We start from the raw sequence: 16,343 nt of genomic DNA on the forward strand, positions 1-16,343 counted from the left end.
TGCGGCGAAAGCTTGCGCCACGTCGGACAAAAACGTCAGAGACGTTTTTGAACAGCACTCGTGCTGGCCCGAAGGGCGAGCCCCATTTATGGGGCGAGTAAACGTGTCGCAAGCGATCCGCAAAGTCCGATACCGACGAAGGCACCGCGTCAGCGGCATAATTTCCGCCGAAAGCCAGAGGTCAAGGAGCACGGCAATTGAGTGCTCCTTGTCGGGCGCACGCTACGGAGTAGCATGAAAATGACAGTGTTAATCGCGCACGAAACCGCCTCTTAGTCGGCATAAAAATGTGACTAGGAGGCAGTTGGGAGGAATGAAGCAAATCAACTCAACGCTTAGCGTTGCTTTCTGGCGTAGAACAACCAGGTCACCAATACACACACGACGTAGCACACCACAAACACCTTCATCGCGCCGGTGGGTGAACCGGTTAACTCCAGTGACATCCCGAAGGCCTGAGGAATGAAGAAGCCGCCGATAGCGCCAATGGCAGAAATAAAGCCCAGCGCTGCTGCGGTATCCGTGGCTGCTGTACGCTGCGCATCCGCATCGCTTCCACCTTGAGTTTTTACGCGATCTGCCGTTAATTTACGGAAAATCACGGCGATCATCTGGAAAGTTGACCCACTACCCAGACCGGCCGTCAGGAACAGCATCATGAAGATGCCAAAGAACATTCCGAATGAACCCGCAGAGTTCGCACTTGGCAGAGACAGGAACAGTAATACCGAGAAAATTGCCATCAGGATGAAGTTAATCAGCGTCACCTTCACGCCGCCAAAACGGTCAGACAGCATTCCGCCTACCGGACGCGCCAACGCCCCCAGCAGCGGCCCGAAGAACGCGTAGTACAGAATCACGATGTCTGGAAACTGTGTTCTGGACAGCATGCCGAAGCCCGCTGAAAAGCCGATAAATGAGCCAAAGGTGGACAAGTACAGAAAGCTGAGCACCCACAGGTGCATTTGCTTCAGAACCGGCAACTGCTTGCGTATTGACGCATTAGGCGCAGGAAGATCGTTCATGCCAAACCAGGCCGCGGTTGCAGCAATCACCAAAAACGGTACCCACATCCATGCCGCATGGTGCAGCCAAATCTGGTGCCCGTCAGGCTGAACAACGCCATTGCCAGAGAAGCCCAGAATCGGCAGGAAAATCACCACCGGCACCAGCAACTGCATCACGCTCACGCCGAGGTTACCCAAGCCGCCGTTAATGCCGAGCGCGCTGCCCTGCCGTGATTTGGGGAAAAAGAAACTGATGTTAGCCATACTGGACGCGAAGTTAGCACCCGCGAAGCCGCACATCAGGGAAATCGTCACGAAAATGCTATAAGGCGTTTGCGGATCCTGAACGACAAACCCGAGCCAGATACACGGGATAACCAGAATGAAGGTACTCAGCGTCGTCCAGCGGCGGCCGCCAACCAGCGGGATAACGAAAGAGTAAGGCACACGCAACAGCGCGCCGGAGACAGAAGGCAGTGCGGTCAGTAAAAATAGCTGGTCTGTGGTAAAACGAAATCCGACCTTGTTTAGGTTAACGGCCACGGTGCTGAATATCATCCAGACACAAAACGACAACAGCAGACAGGGAACAGAGATCCAAAGGTTACGCTGTGCTATCCGTTGGCCGCCAGATTGCCAGAATTTTGTATCTTCAGGATTCCATTCCCTGATCAGCGTGCTTTGCGATACTTTTTCGGGTGATGAAGGCTGCGTCATAAAAACCTCGATAAATAAAAACGCGGTAGAATTAAGGCGCAACATTAGGGATTACACCGCAGGTAAAGTTGATGCAAATCAACGCGCTGTCAGGTAAAAAAACCGTGTAAAAATAACCACACTCCTTAATGAGTAATAAAAATAGAAAAATAAGCAGCGATAATTCAATCTGTTATATCTCCAATTTTTCTGACTGTCATATCCCCTTTCAAGGCGCGGATATTCGGTGGTACTCACTAGTGGGTATAGGGTTATCATGTAGGATCGGGAAAAATGCCAAAAGGGTTATCCTTCACGGTACTGGTTTTCTACTCCTCCAGCAGAGGTCGCTGTTTATGTTGAAACGTTTCCTGCTGCCGCTATCGCTCGTCAATCAGGTTGCACTATTGATGTTGCTACTCGGTTTGCTGGGTATTGCAGGTATGTCGGTTTCCAGTTGGATGTCTCAGAGCATCCAAGGGAACGCGCACGCCATTAATAAAGCGGGCTCGCTGCGTATGCAGAGTTACCGCCTGCTCTCGATGGTACCGCTCTCTACCGAGAATGAAATTTACCTGCAAGAACTGGAAGAAGACGAAATCAGCAGCGACCTGCAACAGGCCGTACGTCGGGAAGGACTTAGCGAACAATTTACCGCGCTACGCATTTTCTGGCTGGAAAATCTGCAACCGCATCTGCGGCAGGCCACACAGGCCTCTGACGCTTCAGCGGATGTCGCCCGCTTCGTGAAGCAACTCGACGATCTGGTTTCCGCTATCGATCATAAGACCGAACAGCGATTGAGGATGGTCACGCTGGTGCAGCGCGTCTTTATCGGCATCATGTTTATTCTGCTGGTCACCACGTTCTTTTACCTGCGTCGCCGCCTGTTGACACCGTGGCGACGTCTGGTGTCGATGGCGCAGGCCATCGGTCACGGCGATTTCACCCAGCGCGTCACCATTAACGGTCATGATGAAATGAGCACGCTGGGACAGGTGCTGAACAGCATGTCGGATGAACTGTCCGCCATGTACCACAGTCTGGAGCAACGCGTGGCCGAGAAAACCGCCGACCTGCAACAGAAAAACGATCTGCTCTCTTTCCTTTATCGCGCCAGTCGACGCCTGCATACCGGCGCGCCACTGTGCAGCAGGCTAATGCCGATCCTGAACGAACTCCCGTCGTTGACACCGCTTCGCAATATTCAACTGCGGCTGTATGAAGATAACAATCAGGAACAGTTTCATCAGTTCAGCGATGACAGCCCGTCGCAGCCTGATCACTGCCCGGACAACAGCTGCCAGAGTTGCGGCATGCAGGTAAAACGTGAGGACCTGCGGGGTGAACCTCACTGTTGGGATCTGCACGATAAGCACGGGCAGTACGGCGTCGTGCTGGCCACGCTGCCGGGCAATACCGCGCTGAGCCGCGATCAGAATCAGTTGCTGAATACTTTATTGGAACAGTTGACCAGTACGCTGGCGCTGGAACGTCAATCGAACCATCAACAGCAGCTGATGCTGATGGAAGAACGCGCAACGATTGCCCGCGAGCTGCACGACTCTATCGCTCAGTCCCTCTCCTGCCTGAAAATTCAGGTGAGCTGCCTGCAAATGCAGGGTGGCGATTTACCCTCTGCGTCACAGCAGCTGTTGACGGAAATGCGGGAAGAGTTGAACACCGCCTATCGCCAACTGCGTGAACTGCTGACCACCTTCCGGCTCAAACTCTCGGAATCCGGTTTACTTGCCGCGCTGCGGGCCTCGGTCGATGAATTCAGCAAGCGGCTTGGGTACCCCATCGAACTTCACTACCGTCTGCCGCCGCAGTCGGTCTCCGCGCATCAGGGCATTCACGTCCTGCAAATTGTGCGTGAAGCGCTGAGCAATATTTACAAACATGCGCAGGCCACACAGGTCGATATCACTCTGCAGCTACGTCAGGGCCACATCGAACTCAGCGTGGCCGATAATGGCATCGGCATTCCTGATGATGCCAGCCGCGCCAACCACTATGGACTTATTATCATGCGCGACCGTGCACGGGGTTTGCACGGCGAATGCATTGTTCGACGCCGGCCGTCGGGGGGGACTGAAGTGAACGTTAGCTTCCTCTCCGAATACCGTCACCGGCTGCCATTAACAGGAGAAACTCATGATTAACGAAGATGCCGCCACCCTACTGCTGATTGATGACCACCCCATGTTGCGCAATGGCGTTAAGCAACTCATCAGCATGGATCCAGAATTACAGGTGGCGGGTGAAGCCAGTCACGGCGAACAGGGTGTCGAACTCGCGGAGCAACTGGACCCGGATTTGATTCTGCTCGATTTGAACATGCCTGGCATGAATGGCCTGGAAACGTTGAATCGTCTGCGGGAAAAATCGCTGTCTGGCCGTATTGTCGTCTTTAGCGTATCTAACCACGAAGACGATGTTGTTAACGCCTTAAAAAATGGTGCCGATGGTTACCTGCTGAAAGATATGGAGCCGGAAGATTTACTGGCTGCGCTGCATCAGGCGGCATCAGGGAAAATGGTGCTGAGTGAAACACTGACGCCGATTCTGGCCGCCAGCCTGCGTGAAAGCCGTCACAGCAGCGACCGGGATATTCAGCAGCTCACGCCGCGCGAACGCGATATCCTGAAGCTGCTGGCTCAGGGGTTGTCCAATAAAGTCATTGCCCGCAAACTCACGATTACCGAAAGCACCGTTAAGGTTCACGTCAAACACCTGTTGAAAAAAATGAAACTAAAATCACGGGTTGAAGCGGCCGTCTGGGTATTACAAGAAAAAGTGATTTAATCAAATCGTCATAAAAAACAGCTATTGTCAGCGGTACGGATAAGGCGCTCTGGCGCCCTACCGTCCGAGATTATCCTCGCGTGAGCGAGGATGCCGCCGTAGCTAACGAAAACAAAGTTGATGAAAATAATTGTTGGAAATACCATCAACACCCCGCCCAATCTAAACGCTTGCTAAACGGCACCGGCATTTATAGCCATTATCCTAATTAATGTGACGTTGCTCTCGTCTAAACTAGTTAGTAATCGCATTTTTCGGCTTTTACACCGAGTTTAACGTTGAGGAACAACATGAAAAAGGTCAGTAAGGAGCGGTTTATCGGCCTGGAATGGTTACGGTTTTTGCTCGGCTGCTATGTGATGATTTATCACACAGTACACGTTTATCCCCAGCGTGAGCGCATTCCCTTCCTGAGCGAGCTCACCAGCATGGGATTCTTCGCGACCAGCACGTTCTTTGTCCTGTCTGGCTTCTTGCTAGCCCATGTCTACATTAAGGACGGACGTCTGCGTGAACCTGTTCGCCAGTTCTGGGCCAAACGCTTCTTTAATCTTTATCCCATCCATATCATTGCCCTGCTGTCTTCGATTGCCGTTGTCACGCTGATGCAGTGGCTGGCCGTGCCGCCGGAAGGGCAAGTCGCCAGCGCGCGTTTTGTCATTTATGACACCAACGATCCCGCAGCCGACCCCGAAACACTGCGCCATTACATGACGAATGCACAGTTGGCGTTCAACGGGTTATTGCAGGTACTGATGTTGCAGGCATGGAATCCTTACTTCCTGACCTTCAATGCCCCGTTATGGTCGCTTTCTACCCTGTTCTTTTTCTATCTGGCATTTCCATTGTTAGCCCCACGTCTGTTGAACAGCCGTCATCCGTGGCTGTGGATGGGGATCGTCTGTTTGTTGTACCTGCTCCCGCCGATTTGGGTGATCTGGCAGCAGCAGTTCGGCATGCCGTACACTGGGTTATTGCAGCGCGGGCCGATCTTCCGTCTGCCGGAATTCCTCGCCGGGATTTTGGGGTATGCGCTGTTCCGTCATTATCGTCAGAAAGATCGCTTACCGCTGACCAAAGGCCAGCGCTCTGCACTCGCCCTCTTTATCAGTGTGAATTTCCTTGTCGCTACCTGGCTGTTTACAAAAGGCGAAGCCTATTGGTATTTCCTGCTGCATAACGGCTTGCTCCTGCCAGCTCAGGTCGGCTTGGTCTGCCTCAGCGCGCTGGCACGTGAACCTAATAGCGAGTGGCTGCGACATTGGTCGCCGCGTCTGGGGGCAGCCTCGCTCTCGATCTTTGCGCTGCACGTTCCGCTCTTCAATCTGTTCCGCACGCTGGAACAGCTGGTGCGCGGTAACCCGATGGCCTGCTTCAGCGACTGGGATCAGTGCATTGCCGCCGCCGGCCAGGTGCAGCTCTCCATGACGGGCTATGTCATTTTCCTGCTCACCACCGTGACGCTCTGTGTGCTCTTCCAGGAACGGATCGTGCTGCGCGTGAGGACGTTCCTGACCTCGCGTTTCCTGAACACCAACAGTACCTCACGCACGCAACGTACTGCGTAGCATCAGTTCTCGCACGCGCTTCTCTGGCCTGAAACCGTCTGGGCCAGAGAGGCCGTTCCTGCATGACGCATTGCCTTTCCAGTAGCCCAAAAATGTGACAACCGTCGCGTTATAGCCGTTAATCATCAATAGCAACTTTTATAACTATTTACATTCTAATCAATTACCGTTTTCGGGTAGAGCATCACTTCGATTCCTGTTAATGTTTGCCGTTCCGGGCTAAACCGGTTCGTTATCAACGGCTGTACGTCTTTGTCTCCGACGGACATCTCAATACCTGTCACCACTGTTTACTTGGCAATAATGACACTATCCAAACACGCAATCTCTTCCCTCAGCCTGGTTATCGCCCTCTCTGCTGGCGTTACGCAGAGCCGCGCTGACACCATTTGGTTGAACAACGGCGACAAGCTCACAGGGAAAATCACGCTGCTCGACGGCGGTAAACTGTTTATCAACACCGACTATGCTGGCTCTATTTCTGTAGCCTGGGACAAGGTGAAAACCTTTGAATCCGACCATGGTCTGGTGATTCAAGGCGAACGCTACGAGAAAGGCGTTCTGTATCCGACGATCAAAGCGGGCGAGAACCGCGCTATCGTCGCGAACCCGTCGCTTGCTAACGAAGCTGCTGGTCCGCAAACATTGCCGCTTTCTGAAATTACGTCCATCGTCGCGCAGAAGCCGCTGGTGACCGATTTCGCCTGGAAAGGCAACATTGATGCCGGCATGTCGCACAAGAAAAGTTCGACAGAAACGGATAACTACGATGTGGCGCTGAACACCAAAGCGCGTCACGATACGTGGCGACACAACCTTGATGCCAGTTACCATTTGGCAAAAGAGGATAAAGTCGAGAGCACCAAGAATGCGGCTGGCGAATATGCGCTGGATAAATTCGTGGATGAGAACTGGTTCTGGCAGGGTCGTTACCAGTACAAACGCGACTGGATCGAAAGCATTAAAATCAACCGTTCTTTCGGTCTCGGTCCCGGCTATCAGTTCTGGGATAACGATTTAGGCGCGTTCTCTCTGACCTCACTGGTCAACTCCCAAACCTTCGTCTACCGCGATCAGGGCGAGGATGACTTCTACTCCGGTGGGCTCAAATGGGCGTACAACCGCTACCTGTTCAGCAAATCGGTTGAAGCCTTCACCAACGGTGAATTGGGGCGTTCATTTGACGGCACTGCGCCAATCTATCTGAAAGCGGATGCAGGCATGCGCTTCAAGCTGACCGACTGGTCTTCGATGACGATGAAAGTGTCACGTACCCGTATCGAAAGTAATCAGGGGAATGTTGACGACACGCTGTACACCATGGGTGTTGGCGTCGGCTGGTAATTCGGTCGCTTCACACGTCTCAAGGTGAACGGCGATATTGTCGTTCACCTCGATTCTCACGCTCGTCGCGCCGTTATTGTCCCTTCCCTGCCGCCGCAGAACACGACTGTTGCAGAACACGCACCCGCTGTGCCAGTTCGCTCACGCTTGCATCTTCCGTCCCGTGATTTTTCAGCTCTTGCTCCAGCGCAAACAGATATTGCGCATTGGTGCCAAGCGGCCCGCTCGCACGCGCAATCAGCGGGGCAACGCTCTGAATGCAGGTATCATTTTCATTAAGGGGATGCTCCGGTTCGGACACAAACACCAGCGCCGTCAGCGGCGTGCCGTTTTTCCGCTGCAGTTCACACCAGAGCGGACGATAGCAGCCCGTCAGCATTTCACGCTTCCACAGCAGCTCCAGATCTTCACGCAGAGACGCTTCCGGTAAACGGAAAGCCAGACCTGTCGTTTGCCCGCCGGGCTGTAACGCCAGCATCCGTCCCGGCTGGGTTACCGTGCCACGGCCAATGGTGAGACGCAGGCAAAAGGCACGCTGCCACCCTGTCAGCGTCGCCAGACAGGTTTCTTCGGCGTCAAAAACCGGGTTCCACATCAGCGAACCGTAGCCAAACACCCAGACCGGACAGCTATTGGGCCGGAGCGCCAGCATTCTGTCCAACGAATCAGCCCGCTGTTGCGGCGTGAGCAGTAAGGTTTCTTCAATACAACCAAAAGACGTTCTACAATCTGCTTTCTGCAAAAAATCGCGTGTTAACACTACTTACCACCCCCAACCCTACTCTTTTCCTGCTCGTCAGATCGGCTCTCGCCCTGCGTTTAAAAACCTAACTGCTTCATCTGCTTAATTTTACAACACCATCAATCATGAGGTTATTCATTTATGGCTTTGCGATCAAGTTTGATAGTGGTCACAAAAACTAAAAAAGTTCGTGATAATGTTTCATCCGCGCGATATTCCGCTTTTGTACCCTAAATAATTCGAGTTTCAGGAAGGCGGCAAGAGAAGGCATCCCGATGAGCTTACTCAAGTAAGTGATTCGGGTGACTAAACGTAGCCAACGCACATGCAACTTGAAGTATGACGGGTATATCAACTTAATCGGCAACGCGTCGCCAGACTTGACGCTTTACGGATACAAACCTCATTTTTGTGATAACAGAAGCCTGTTTTCGACCTTTTGCTGTATATGAAAGCCCAACAGCGTATTTATTTCGATGGAATGACAACGACTAAACACAAAATGATAATAATTATCATCTCGTATTGTTATTATTTCCCATACCGGAATCGACTACCCACGGAGACACTGAATGGCAACGCCGCGTCAGCCTGTTTTAGTTCAGGTTAAACAGATCCACGATATTTCCCCTCATTTGCGCTGCATTACTTTCCAGCATGACGCGTTGCGCGATTACCCAGCCGAGCGCTATGGCGCGCATCTCAAACTTTTTCTACCGCAGGCAGGACAGCAAAAACCGGTTCTGCCTGCCATTGGTGAACGCGGCCCGGTCTGGCCGGAGGGCGAAGCCCGCCCTATCGTTCGCACTTATAGCGTCCGCGCACTGCGACCAGAAGAGGCGGAGCTGGATATGGTTTTCGCGCTGCATGAACACGCCGGGCCTGCCGTCACGTTTGCCCGTCAGGCCAAACCCGGTGATTGGGTCGGCATTTCACAACCCGGCGGCCCGCTCCCTATGCTGCCGCCAGCCTCCGCTTATTACCTGGCCGCTGACCCGTCTTCGCTCCCTGCGCTCATGGCGCTGTTGGAGAACCTGCCCGACGGCGCTCAGGGACATGCCGTCATTCGTGTCGACAGCGAGGCAGATAAGCTCGATATCGCTAAACCATCACAGCTTCAACTGCACTGGATCGTCGGCGGAACCGACGCGACCGATACGCTGTTGCAACGTTTTCAGGCGCTTCCAACAGCTGAAAATGCATTTTACTGGTTAGCGGGTGAGGATCGTATCGTGGTTCAGCTCCGTCGCCATGTGCGTCGCGAGCGTGGGGGTGAACGAAATCAGATGTATGCAGTACCTTATTGGCGAGAGGGGTTAAATGAAGAGGATTATCATCATAAACGCCACGATATCATGGACAATCCTGACGAATAACCACAAAAAATACATTTGATATTATTATGATAGGGAGAAGATACACAGATTCTCCCTCTTCATTTGAATTTCATCTCAAAGCGTAAAAATCCGTAAAACTCCCCGCGTTATGCCGACAATCTGTTATCATCTTGTTCGTTTCATTACGTTATAACTACTTTTTAGTAACCTTTTGCTGTTTATTACCGTTTTATGCCCTGAATACGTCGAGTGGGCGGTATGCTAGCTTGAAGTATGACGGGGATATTTTGCCGTATCATTCCTCTGGATAAGGAGAACTCCCGCAATGAAGTCTCATGCTGAGGTGGTCAAAACTCGCCATCATGAATACTCACTCATTTTTCCTGTTATTGCGCTGGCCGTGCTCTACATGTGGGGCAGTTCACAAGATTTCATCGCTATTCTCGGCATCAACGCCCTTGCGTTAGCCGGAATACTTTTCAGCGCGTTCAGCGTGGTACGTCACGCCGACGTGCTCGCGCACCGTCTGGGTGAACCCTATGGATCGCTGATCCTCAGTCTGTCCGTCGTCATTCTGGAAGTCAGCCTGATTTCAGCGCTGATGGCAACCGGTGACGCCGGCCCAGACCTGATGCGTGACACCCTCTATTCGATTATCGTGATTGTCACCGGTGGCCTGGTGGGCTTCGCCCTCTTGCTCGGCGGCCGTAAGTTCGCAACACAGTATGTTAATCTCAGCGGCATCAAGCAGTACCTGATGGCGATCTTCCCCTTGGCGGTGATTGTGCTGGTTTTCCCCAGCGCGTTGCCAGATGGTAATTTCAGCGTAGCGCAGTCGCTGATTATTGCCGCGATTTCCGCGGCGATGTACGGCGTGTTCCTGTTGATTCAAACGCGTACGCACCAAAGCCTGTTTGTGTATGAACACGAAGACGAAGGCGACGGTGATGACCCTCATCACGGTAAACCCTCCGCGCACAGTTCGCTGTGGCACACTGGCTGGCTTCTGATTCACCTGATTGCCGTTATCGCGGTAACCAAAATGAACTCCATGCCGTTGGAAACGCTGCTGACCGAAATGAACGCGCCAACGCAGTTTACGGGCTTCCTGGTCGCGCTGTTAATCCTCTCTCCTGAAGGGTTGGGAGCGATCCGCGCCGTCCTGAAAAATCAGGTACAGCGCGCGATGAACCTGTTTTTCGGTTCCGTGCTGGCAACCATTTCACTCACGGTTCCTACCGTTACGATCATCGCCATGCTCACCGGCCGCACGCTGAACTTCGGTCTGGATATGCCGCACATCGTCGTGATGCTGTCGGTGTTGGTGCTGTGCCACATTACGTTCTCCACTGGCAGAACCAACGTATTAAGCGGCAGTGCGCATCTGGCACTTTTTGCCGCCTATCTGATCACCATCACGCTGTAACCCCTCTGCCGACGCGGTTTTCGCCGCGTCGGCCCCGCAAGACTGCACTTCTCTTGATGTATATCTGGATCTTCTGAGCGCGTCCGGCGTATCGTAAGGCTGTCGTCGACGGACCGGCAGGCCCGCCATGTTGATTTACTTCCTTACTTTGGTTTCTGCTTAGATGAAAACGCACGGAATTAACGGCGTCAGGCCGTTCAGCGCGCTGATTGACGCGTGCTGGCGCGAAAAATATACGCTGCAACGTTTTACCCACGACATTATCGCCGGCGTTACCGTCGGTATCATCGCCATTCCCCTGGCGATGGCACTGGCGATTGCCAGCGGCGTTCCGCCACAGTATGGGCTCTATACCTCAGCGATTGCCGGGATCGTCATCGCCGTCAGCGGCGGTTCGCGCTACAGCGTCTCAGGCCCGACAGCCGCTTTCGTCGTTATTTTGTATCCCGTGTCGCAACAGTTCGGGCTCTCTGGCCTGCTGGTTGCCACCTTGCTTTCCGGCGTATTTCTGCTGTTGATGGGGATCTGCCGCTTCGGCCGCCTGATTGAATACATTCCGCTTTCCGTGACGCTGGGGTTTACCTCCGGGATCGCTATCACCATCGGTACCATGCAAATCAAGGATTTCTTCGGCTTGCAGATGGCCGTGGTTCCCGAACATTACGTCGAAAAAGTGGCGGCGCTGGCGCAATCGCTTCCGACTCTGCACCTTGCTGATACGCTGATTGGCGCAACGACACTGCTGGTTCTCATCGTTTGGCCCAGACTCGGTATTCGCCTGCCCGGCCATTTGCCCGCACTGCTGGCAGGCGTTGCGGTGATGGGGATCATGTCTCTGCTCGGTGAAAACGTGGCTACAATCGGTTCCCGGTTCAGCTATATGCTCGCGGACGGTTCGCAAGGGCAAGGCATCCCGCCCATCCTGCCGCAGCTCATTCTGCCGTGGGATATTCCGTCACCGGATGGCAAGACGATGACGCTGGATTGGAAAAGTATTTCCGCACTGCTGCCTGCCGCATTCTCTATGGCGATGCTGGGCGCGATCGAATCGCTGCTGTGCGCGGTCGTGCTGGACGGGATGACGGGCAAAAAACACAATTCTAACGCGGAGCTGATGGGCCAGGGATTCGGTAACATCATTGCTCCCTTCTTTGGCGGCATTACCGCGACCGCCGCGATTGCCCGCTCCGCCGCTAATGTGCGCGCAGGCGCCAACTCGCCGCTCGCCGCCGTGATTCACGCGCTGTTGGTGCTATTGGCGTTGCTGATACTTGCGCCGTGGCTGTCTTATCTGCCGCTGGCGGCAATGGCGTCGCTGCTGCTGATTGTCGCCTGGAACATGAGCGAAGCGCACAAGGTGGTGGATTTACTGCGCCACGCCCCGAAAGACGACATCATCGTGATGCTGCTTTGCATGTCGTTAACCGTACTGTTCGACATGGTGATCGCCATTACGGTCGGCATCGTGCTGGCGTCTCTGCTCTTCATGCGGCGCATCGCGCAGATGACCCGCCTGAGCGAACTGCCGGACACCAAAATACCGGACCATCTGGTACTGCGTGTTAACGGCCCGCTGTTTTTCGCCGCAGCAGAGCGCATCTTCAACGATCTGACCGTGCGCAGCGAAGGCTATCAAAATATCATCTTGCAGTGGGATGCGGTGCCGGTGCTGGATGCCGGCGGGCTCAACGCGTTCCTGCGCTTTAGCGAGACGCTGCCTGAAGGCAAGCAGCTCATCATCACCGACATTCCCTTCCAGCCGTTAAAAACGCTGGCGCGGGCAAAGATCCACCCGATTGAAGGGCGGCTTAGCTTCTACGGCTCATTAGCGCAGGCGATTGAGGCGACGACGGTGCACCCCAGCGTAGCAAAGACAGAGTAGAAAGATCGTGCAGGCCACGCCGTGCTAATGCTGCACGGCTGGCATGTTGAACCGGACAGACAGACGTTCGTCCCGCAACGTTAAATCCAGCGCCGCGTCACATTCGCGGCTAATCGTGCTCAGCTGCTCGTTCGTCAACGAATAAGGCAGTTGGATATCAAACACGTTCAAGCCTTGCTGGCGTGCCAGCGTAATCAGCCTGACAATGTTGGTTTCGTCACTCACCTGCGTAGACAGCACCTGTAGCGCCAGTACCTTCAGCCGCTCTTTCGGCGCACTCTGCCGAGACGGCGCCGTCCTGGTCACCATGCCAAAAATCGGCATCACGCCGTACATCGCATCCATGAAGCGCCAGCGTTTCTTACACAGTGTTGCCAAATAATCCGTATAGTCCAGACAGAGTTGCTCACTGGAACTTGCAGACTCAGGGGATTTTTCCATATTCCCTCCTCTCCTCTTCACCAGTGTTTTGTGGCGTACTACCCTGACGGGTATAAACCATAGCCTGTATAGTCGTTAATTCAGGTATATTGTCACGCTTCGCCCCCTTTTGACTAGCGTGTTGAGGAGACCTAATTGTGACAACTTTTTCTTCTGCTCCCGTGTTAATTACCGGCGGCGCACGGCGTATCGGGCTGGCACTGGCGCGTTCGTTTCTGGCCCAGTCGATTCCGGTCATCATCAGCTATCGCACGCCTTATCCCGAGCTGGAAGCACTACAGCAAGACGGCGCAATTTGTCTAACCGCTGATTTTTCCACCACGGAAAATATCTATGCGTTTGCGGGGCAAATCCAGTCGCTCACGCCGCGGCTACGCGCCATTATTCACAATGCCAGCCGCTGGGAGCCAGAAAGCCCCACTACACCGCCAGAACAAACGCTGGCCGATATGCTGCAAATTCATGTCTATACGCCCTACTTGCTCAACCAGTTACTGGAATCTTGCCTGCGTGGGCAAGGCGTTGCTGGCGCGGATATCATCCATCTGACGGATTACGTGGTAGAAAAAGGCAGCGACAAACACATTGCCTATGCCGCCAGTAAAGCGGCGCTGGATAACATGACGCGCTCGTTTGCCCGCAAACTGGCGCCGGAGGTGAAAGTCAACGCGATCGCCCCCGGTCTAATCCTGTTTAATGAACAGGATGACGAATCCTATCGTCAGCAGGCGCTGGACAAATCCTTGATGAAAATTGTCCCCGGCGAAGCGGAAATCGTCCGACTGGTGGATTATCTGTTCAGCAGCAACTACGTCACCGGGAAAACGCTGGGCGTTGATGGTGGGCGGGCTTTGCGTTAAGCCCCTAAGTCTCAATGTGAGGATAAAAACATCACCACCAGCGAAGTTCGTCAGCAGCTGACTGCTCATTTGACGCGCCTATGGCGCTATGGCCTGGTGCTGTCGCGTAGCCATGAGGTGGCCGAAGAACTCGTCCAGTCTACCTGCGTTCGTGCACTCGAAAAGAGTGCACAGTTTACGCCTGGCACGCGTATCGACAGATGGCTGTTCTCCATTCTTCATTCGATATGGATTTCCGAACTGCGCGCCCGCCGCGTACGTCAGGGACAAGGGTTTATCGAAAGCGAAGCATTGCTGGCACCAGATACCCATGAGCAGGATGACAATCGCCTGCATTACCAGAAAATCATGCAGCGCGTCAGCGCGCTTCCAGAAGCTCAGCGCAACACCGTCTTTTTAGTTTATGTCGAAGGGTTTACCTATCAGGAGGCGGCAGACACGCTATCGGTACCCATCGGCACCATTATGAGCCGACTGGCCGCAGCACGAGGTACGCTGGTGAAATCCATTGACACCCAGCACTCGGCAAAGGAGAGACTGTCTTGAAAACAATGCGTTTTACTCCCCCTTACAGTGACGAAGCCATCGTTGCCTGGCTGGATGGCGAGATGAATGAGGCCGATACGCAACGATTCAAGGCGCAACTTGAGGGAGATGAACAGCTTGCCGAGCGAGTCGCCGAACTGATGAAAAGTCAGCTTGATTTTGAAGCCGCCTTCGCTCCCTTGCTCGACAAAGCGCCTGAAGCGAGGATGCAGGCCAGACTGGAGACGTTATTGACGAAGGCACCAACATCAGCCACGGCTTCATCTTATGCCGGTGTTAGCCGTCGTTCACTCATTGCTGCTTCACTCAGTTTTTTAGTGCTGGGATCGGGGCTAGGCTACCTCGCGCGTTCTCCAGGGATGATTCTCAGCGACAGCGAGAAAATTCGCGATCTTGAAGCGCAGTACATGTCACTGTACCGCGCGGAAACCCTGCTTGATGCAGACAGTTCCTTACCCACCTTACAGCGCGGGCTGTCTCGTGCCACTCAAGAGATTGGGCTGCCACTCAATGAACGGCAGCTGACGCTTCAAGGCGCGGAGCTGAAAATAGTGCGTATGCTGCGCTACGATAGCACCGCCATTGCACAGATTACCTGGTTGCATGCCGAATATGGGCCGATGGCGCTGTGCATTTCCCCCGAGCGTCAGGCAGCATCCACGGTGCTTAACGATGAACAGCGTCATGATATGCAGGTTGTCTGGTGGTACGCTCACGGCTATCAATTCGTCTTAATTGGCCGCAGCCCTGTAGCACCGCTCACAGAAAGTGCACTCAGGTTACAAACGTCGCTGACATAGCCCGTGAACAGCCTTCCACACACGGACGACTCCACGTGTGGAAAGCCACTATTTATAAGGCGTGTTGGGTTATACGGCGTGTCGGGCTTTCGCCCGGATTTCAATATTAATCGCGACGCGATCGTCTACCACCCCGGTAAACCGATCCATGTTAAACGAAGAACGCGAAATCGCGGTGGTGGCATGAAGAGACAGCGAACCGTCATGCGATGAAGTTCCGCCCTGTTCTTCAAGCGTGGCTTCCAGAATGACCGGACGTTGAACGTTTTTTACCGACAGTGAACCAAAAACCCGAAAATGGCCCTGCCCCAGCGCGACAACCCTGCTGCTAGTGAAAATAATATCGGGATAGTGCTCAGCATCAAAAAACAGGCTGCTTTTTAACTGGTAAGTCAGCAGGCCATTGGAAGCCTGCAGCGTCGTAATGGGGATTTTCACATCAATACGGTCGTTTATTTCCTTTTCAGCGTCCAGTGTAATGTTGCCCGTCACGCCGTCGAGAGAAGCCTGTGAAAGGTGACCGAATGCTTGCCATGAAAGCGCAATGGCGGTTTTATCCGTGGCAATGGTGTAGTTGAGAGGCATAGCGTGCAACAGTGGGCTGATGAGCAGCCCGGTGGCCAGTACGGGAACAATGCGCGTCATAACAGGATTCTCCTCAGAGTAAACAACGCGTAAACGCTCAGGCGTGCTAATTTATTCGGTCAATCCTTATTATTTTTTCGATGCAGAGAAAACACCGAGCGTTGATGAGGGGCGGACTTTGCGTTAAAGCTCTGCCACAAAGACATAGCCGGATATTTCACGCCATGTTTTCTTCTTTTGCATCTCGCTCGGCCGTTAAGTTAATGCTCTTAACATGGGAAAAAGCATAAAAATCAGGGAC

At 53.5% G+C, this 16,343-nt stretch carries 14 protein-coding genes; 10 read left to right on the forward strand and 4 right to left on the reverse strand.

Annotated elements, in window-relative coordinates; all coding sequences use genetic code 11:
• Positions 1-335 precede the first annotated feature (335 nt).
• Positions 336-1,724 (reverse strand): NarK family nitrate/nitrite MFS transporter, encoded by a 1,389-nt coding sequence (locus tag WCT94_RS05825; RefSeq protein ID WP_336868490.1) that lies wholly within the window; start codon positions 1,722-1,724, stop codon positions 336-338.
• A 335-nt stretch (positions 1,725-2,059) separates the two neighbouring features.
• On the opposite strand from WCT94_RS05825, the gene narX reads away from it, so the two are divergent.
• The 4 genes from narX (at position 2,060) to WCT94_RS05845 (ending at position 7,423) form a co-directional block, all read left to right on the forward strand.
• Positions 2,060-3,868 carry a nitrate/nitrite two-component system sensor histidine kinase NarX gene (gene narX, locus WCT94_RS05830; protein ID WP_336868491.1) on the forward strand — a complete coding sequence of 603 codons (1,809 nt, stop codon included), beginning with the start codon at positions 2,060-2,062 and terminating at the stop codon, positions 3,866-3,868.
• Positions 3,861-4,511: a two-component system response regulator NarL gene (gene narL, locus WCT94_RS05835; protein WP_010276892.1), complete on the forward strand. Its 651-nt coding sequence runs from the start codon at positions 3,861-3,863 to the stop codon at positions 4,509-4,511. Before narX ends, narL begins: the two co-directional genes overlap by 8 nt.
• Positions 4,512-4,801: 290 nt before the next feature.
• Positions 4,802-6,079 (forward strand): acyltransferase family protein, encoded by a 1,278-nt coding sequence (locus tag WCT94_RS05840; RefSeq protein ID WP_336868492.1) that lies wholly within the window; start codon positions 4,802-4,804, stop codon positions 6,077-6,079.
• Positions 6,080-6,382: 303 nt separating this feature from the next.
• The gene (locus WCT94_RS05845; protein ID WP_336868493.1) at positions 6,383-7,423 is read left to right on the forward strand and encodes a DUF481 domain-containing protein; all 1,041 of its coding nucleotides are present in this window, start codon (positions 6,383-6,385) and stop codon (positions 7,421-7,423) included.
• A gap of 73 nt (positions 7,424-7,496) precedes the next feature.
• On the opposite strand, the gene WCT94_RS05850 is transcribed toward WCT94_RS05845, so the two are convergent.
• Positions 7,497-8,183 (reverse strand): gamma-glutamylcyclotransferase, encoded by a 687-nt coding sequence (locus WCT94_RS05850; protein WP_336868495.1) that lies wholly within the window; start codon positions 8,181-8,183, stop codon positions 7,497-7,499.
• A 554-nt stretch (positions 8,184-8,737) separates the two neighbouring features.
• Here WCT94_RS05850 and WCT94_RS05855 point away from each other — a divergent pair.
• From WCT94_RS05855 to dauA, 3 genes are all read left to right on the forward strand, one after another.
• Complete coding sequence (locus tag WCT94_RS05855) at positions 8,738-9,541, forward strand: siderophore-interacting protein (protein ID WP_336868496.1); 804 nt, start codon at positions 8,738-8,740, stop codon at positions 9,539-9,541.
• 286 nt (positions 9,542-9,827) lie between these two features.
• On the forward strand, positions 9,828-10,928 hold the full coding sequence (gene chaA / locus WCT94_RS05860; RefSeq protein WP_336868498.1) for a sodium-potassium/proton antiporter ChaA: 1,101 nt from the start codon (positions 9,828-9,830) through the stop codon (positions 10,926-10,928).
• A 163-nt stretch (positions 10,929-11,091) separates the two neighbouring features.
• The gene (dauA, locus tag WCT94_RS05865; protein ID WP_336868500.1) at positions 11,092-12,810 is read left to right on the forward strand and encodes a C4-dicarboxylic acid transporter DauA; all 1,719 of its coding nucleotides are present in this window, start codon (positions 11,092-11,094) and stop codon (positions 12,808-12,810) included.
• A 24-nt stretch (positions 12,811-12,834) separates the two neighbouring features.
• Here the strand turns inward: dauA and WCT94_RS05870 are convergent, their stop codons facing one another.
• Entirely contained in the window at positions 12,835-13,251 is a 417-nt protein-coding gene (locus WCT94_RS05870) for a hypothetical protein (RefSeq protein WP_336868501.1), read from the reverse strand.
• 137 nt (positions 13,252-13,388) lie between these two features.
• Between WCT94_RS05870 and folM the strand changes: the two genes are divergently transcribed.
• From folM to WCT94_RS05885, 3 genes are read left to right on the forward strand one after another with little or no spacing between them, the layout of a single operon-like run.
• On the forward strand, positions 13,389-14,111 hold the full coding sequence (gene folM, locus WCT94_RS05875) for a dihydromonapterin reductase (RefSeq protein ID WP_336868503.1): 723 nt from the start codon (positions 13,389-13,391) through the stop codon (positions 14,109-14,111).
• A 30-nt stretch (positions 14,112-14,141) separates the two neighbouring features.
• The gene (locus tag WCT94_RS05880; protein ID WP_336868848.1) at positions 14,142-14,657 is read left to right on the forward strand and encodes a sigma-70 family RNA polymerase sigma factor; all 516 of its coding nucleotides are present in this window, start codon (positions 14,142-14,144) and stop codon (positions 14,655-14,657) included.
• Positions 14,654-15,457, forward strand: coding sequence for an anti-sigma factor family protein (locus WCT94_RS05885; RefSeq protein ID WP_336868504.1), 804 nt, complete (start codon positions 14,654-14,656; stop codon positions 15,455-15,457). The genes WCT94_RS05880 and WCT94_RS05885 overlap by 4 nt, the downstream gene beginning before the upstream one ends.
• Positions 15,458-15,526: 69 nt before the next feature.
• On the opposite strand, the gene WCT94_RS05890 is transcribed toward WCT94_RS05885, so the two are convergent.
• Entirely contained in the window at positions 15,527-16,102 is a 576-nt protein-coding gene (locus tag WCT94_RS05890) for a YceI family protein (protein ID WP_336868506.1), read from the reverse strand.
• Positions 16,103-16,343 lie beyond the last annotated feature (241 nt).

The sequence above is a fragment of the Pectobacterium sp. 1950-15 genome (assembly GCF_037136835.1).
In the GTDB taxonomy this organism is placed as follows: Bacteria; Pseudomonadota; Gammaproteobacteria; order Enterobacterales; family Enterobacteriaceae; genus Pectobacterium.

Excerpts from the sequence above, each read along its gene's own strand:
- WCT94_RS05825 (WP_336868490.1), bottom strand. The coding sequence starts at position 1,724 with ATGACGCAGCCTTCATCACCCGAAAAAGTATCGCAAAGCACGCTGATC.
- narX (WP_336868491.1), top strand. The coding sequence starts at position 2,060 with ATGTTGAAACGTTTCCTGCTGCCGCTATCGCTCGTCAATCAGGTTGCA.
- narL (WP_010276892.1), top strand. The coding sequence starts at position 3,861 with ATGATTAACGAAGATGCCGCCACCCTACTGCTGATTGATGACCACCCC.
- WCT94_RS05840 (WP_336868492.1), top strand. The coding sequence starts at position 4,802 with ATGAAAAAGGTCAGTAAGGAGCGGTTTATCGGCCTGGAATGGTTACGG.
- WCT94_RS05845 (WP_336868493.1), top strand. The coding sequence starts at position 6,383 with ATGACACTATCCAAACACGCAATCTCTTCCCTCAGCCTGGTTATCGCC.
- WCT94_RS05855 (WP_336868496.1), top strand. The coding sequence starts at position 8,738 with ATGGCAACGCCGCGTCAGCCTGTTTTAGTTCAGGTTAAACAGATCCAC.
- chaA (WP_336868498.1), top strand. The coding sequence starts at position 9,828 with ATGAAGTCTCATGCTGAGGTGGTCAAAACTCGCCATCATGAATACTCA.
- dauA (WP_336868500.1), top strand. The coding sequence starts at position 11,092 with ATGAAAACGCACGGAATTAACGGCGTCAGGCCGTTCAGCGCGCTGATT.
- WCT94_RS05870 (WP_336868501.1), bottom strand. The coding sequence starts at position 13,251 with ATGGAAAAATCCCCTGAGTCTGCAAGTTCCAGTGAGCAACTCTGTCTG.
- WCT94_RS05890 (WP_336868506.1), bottom strand. The coding sequence starts at position 16,102 with ATGACGCGCATTGTTCCCGTACTGGCCACCGGGCTGCTCATCAGCCCA.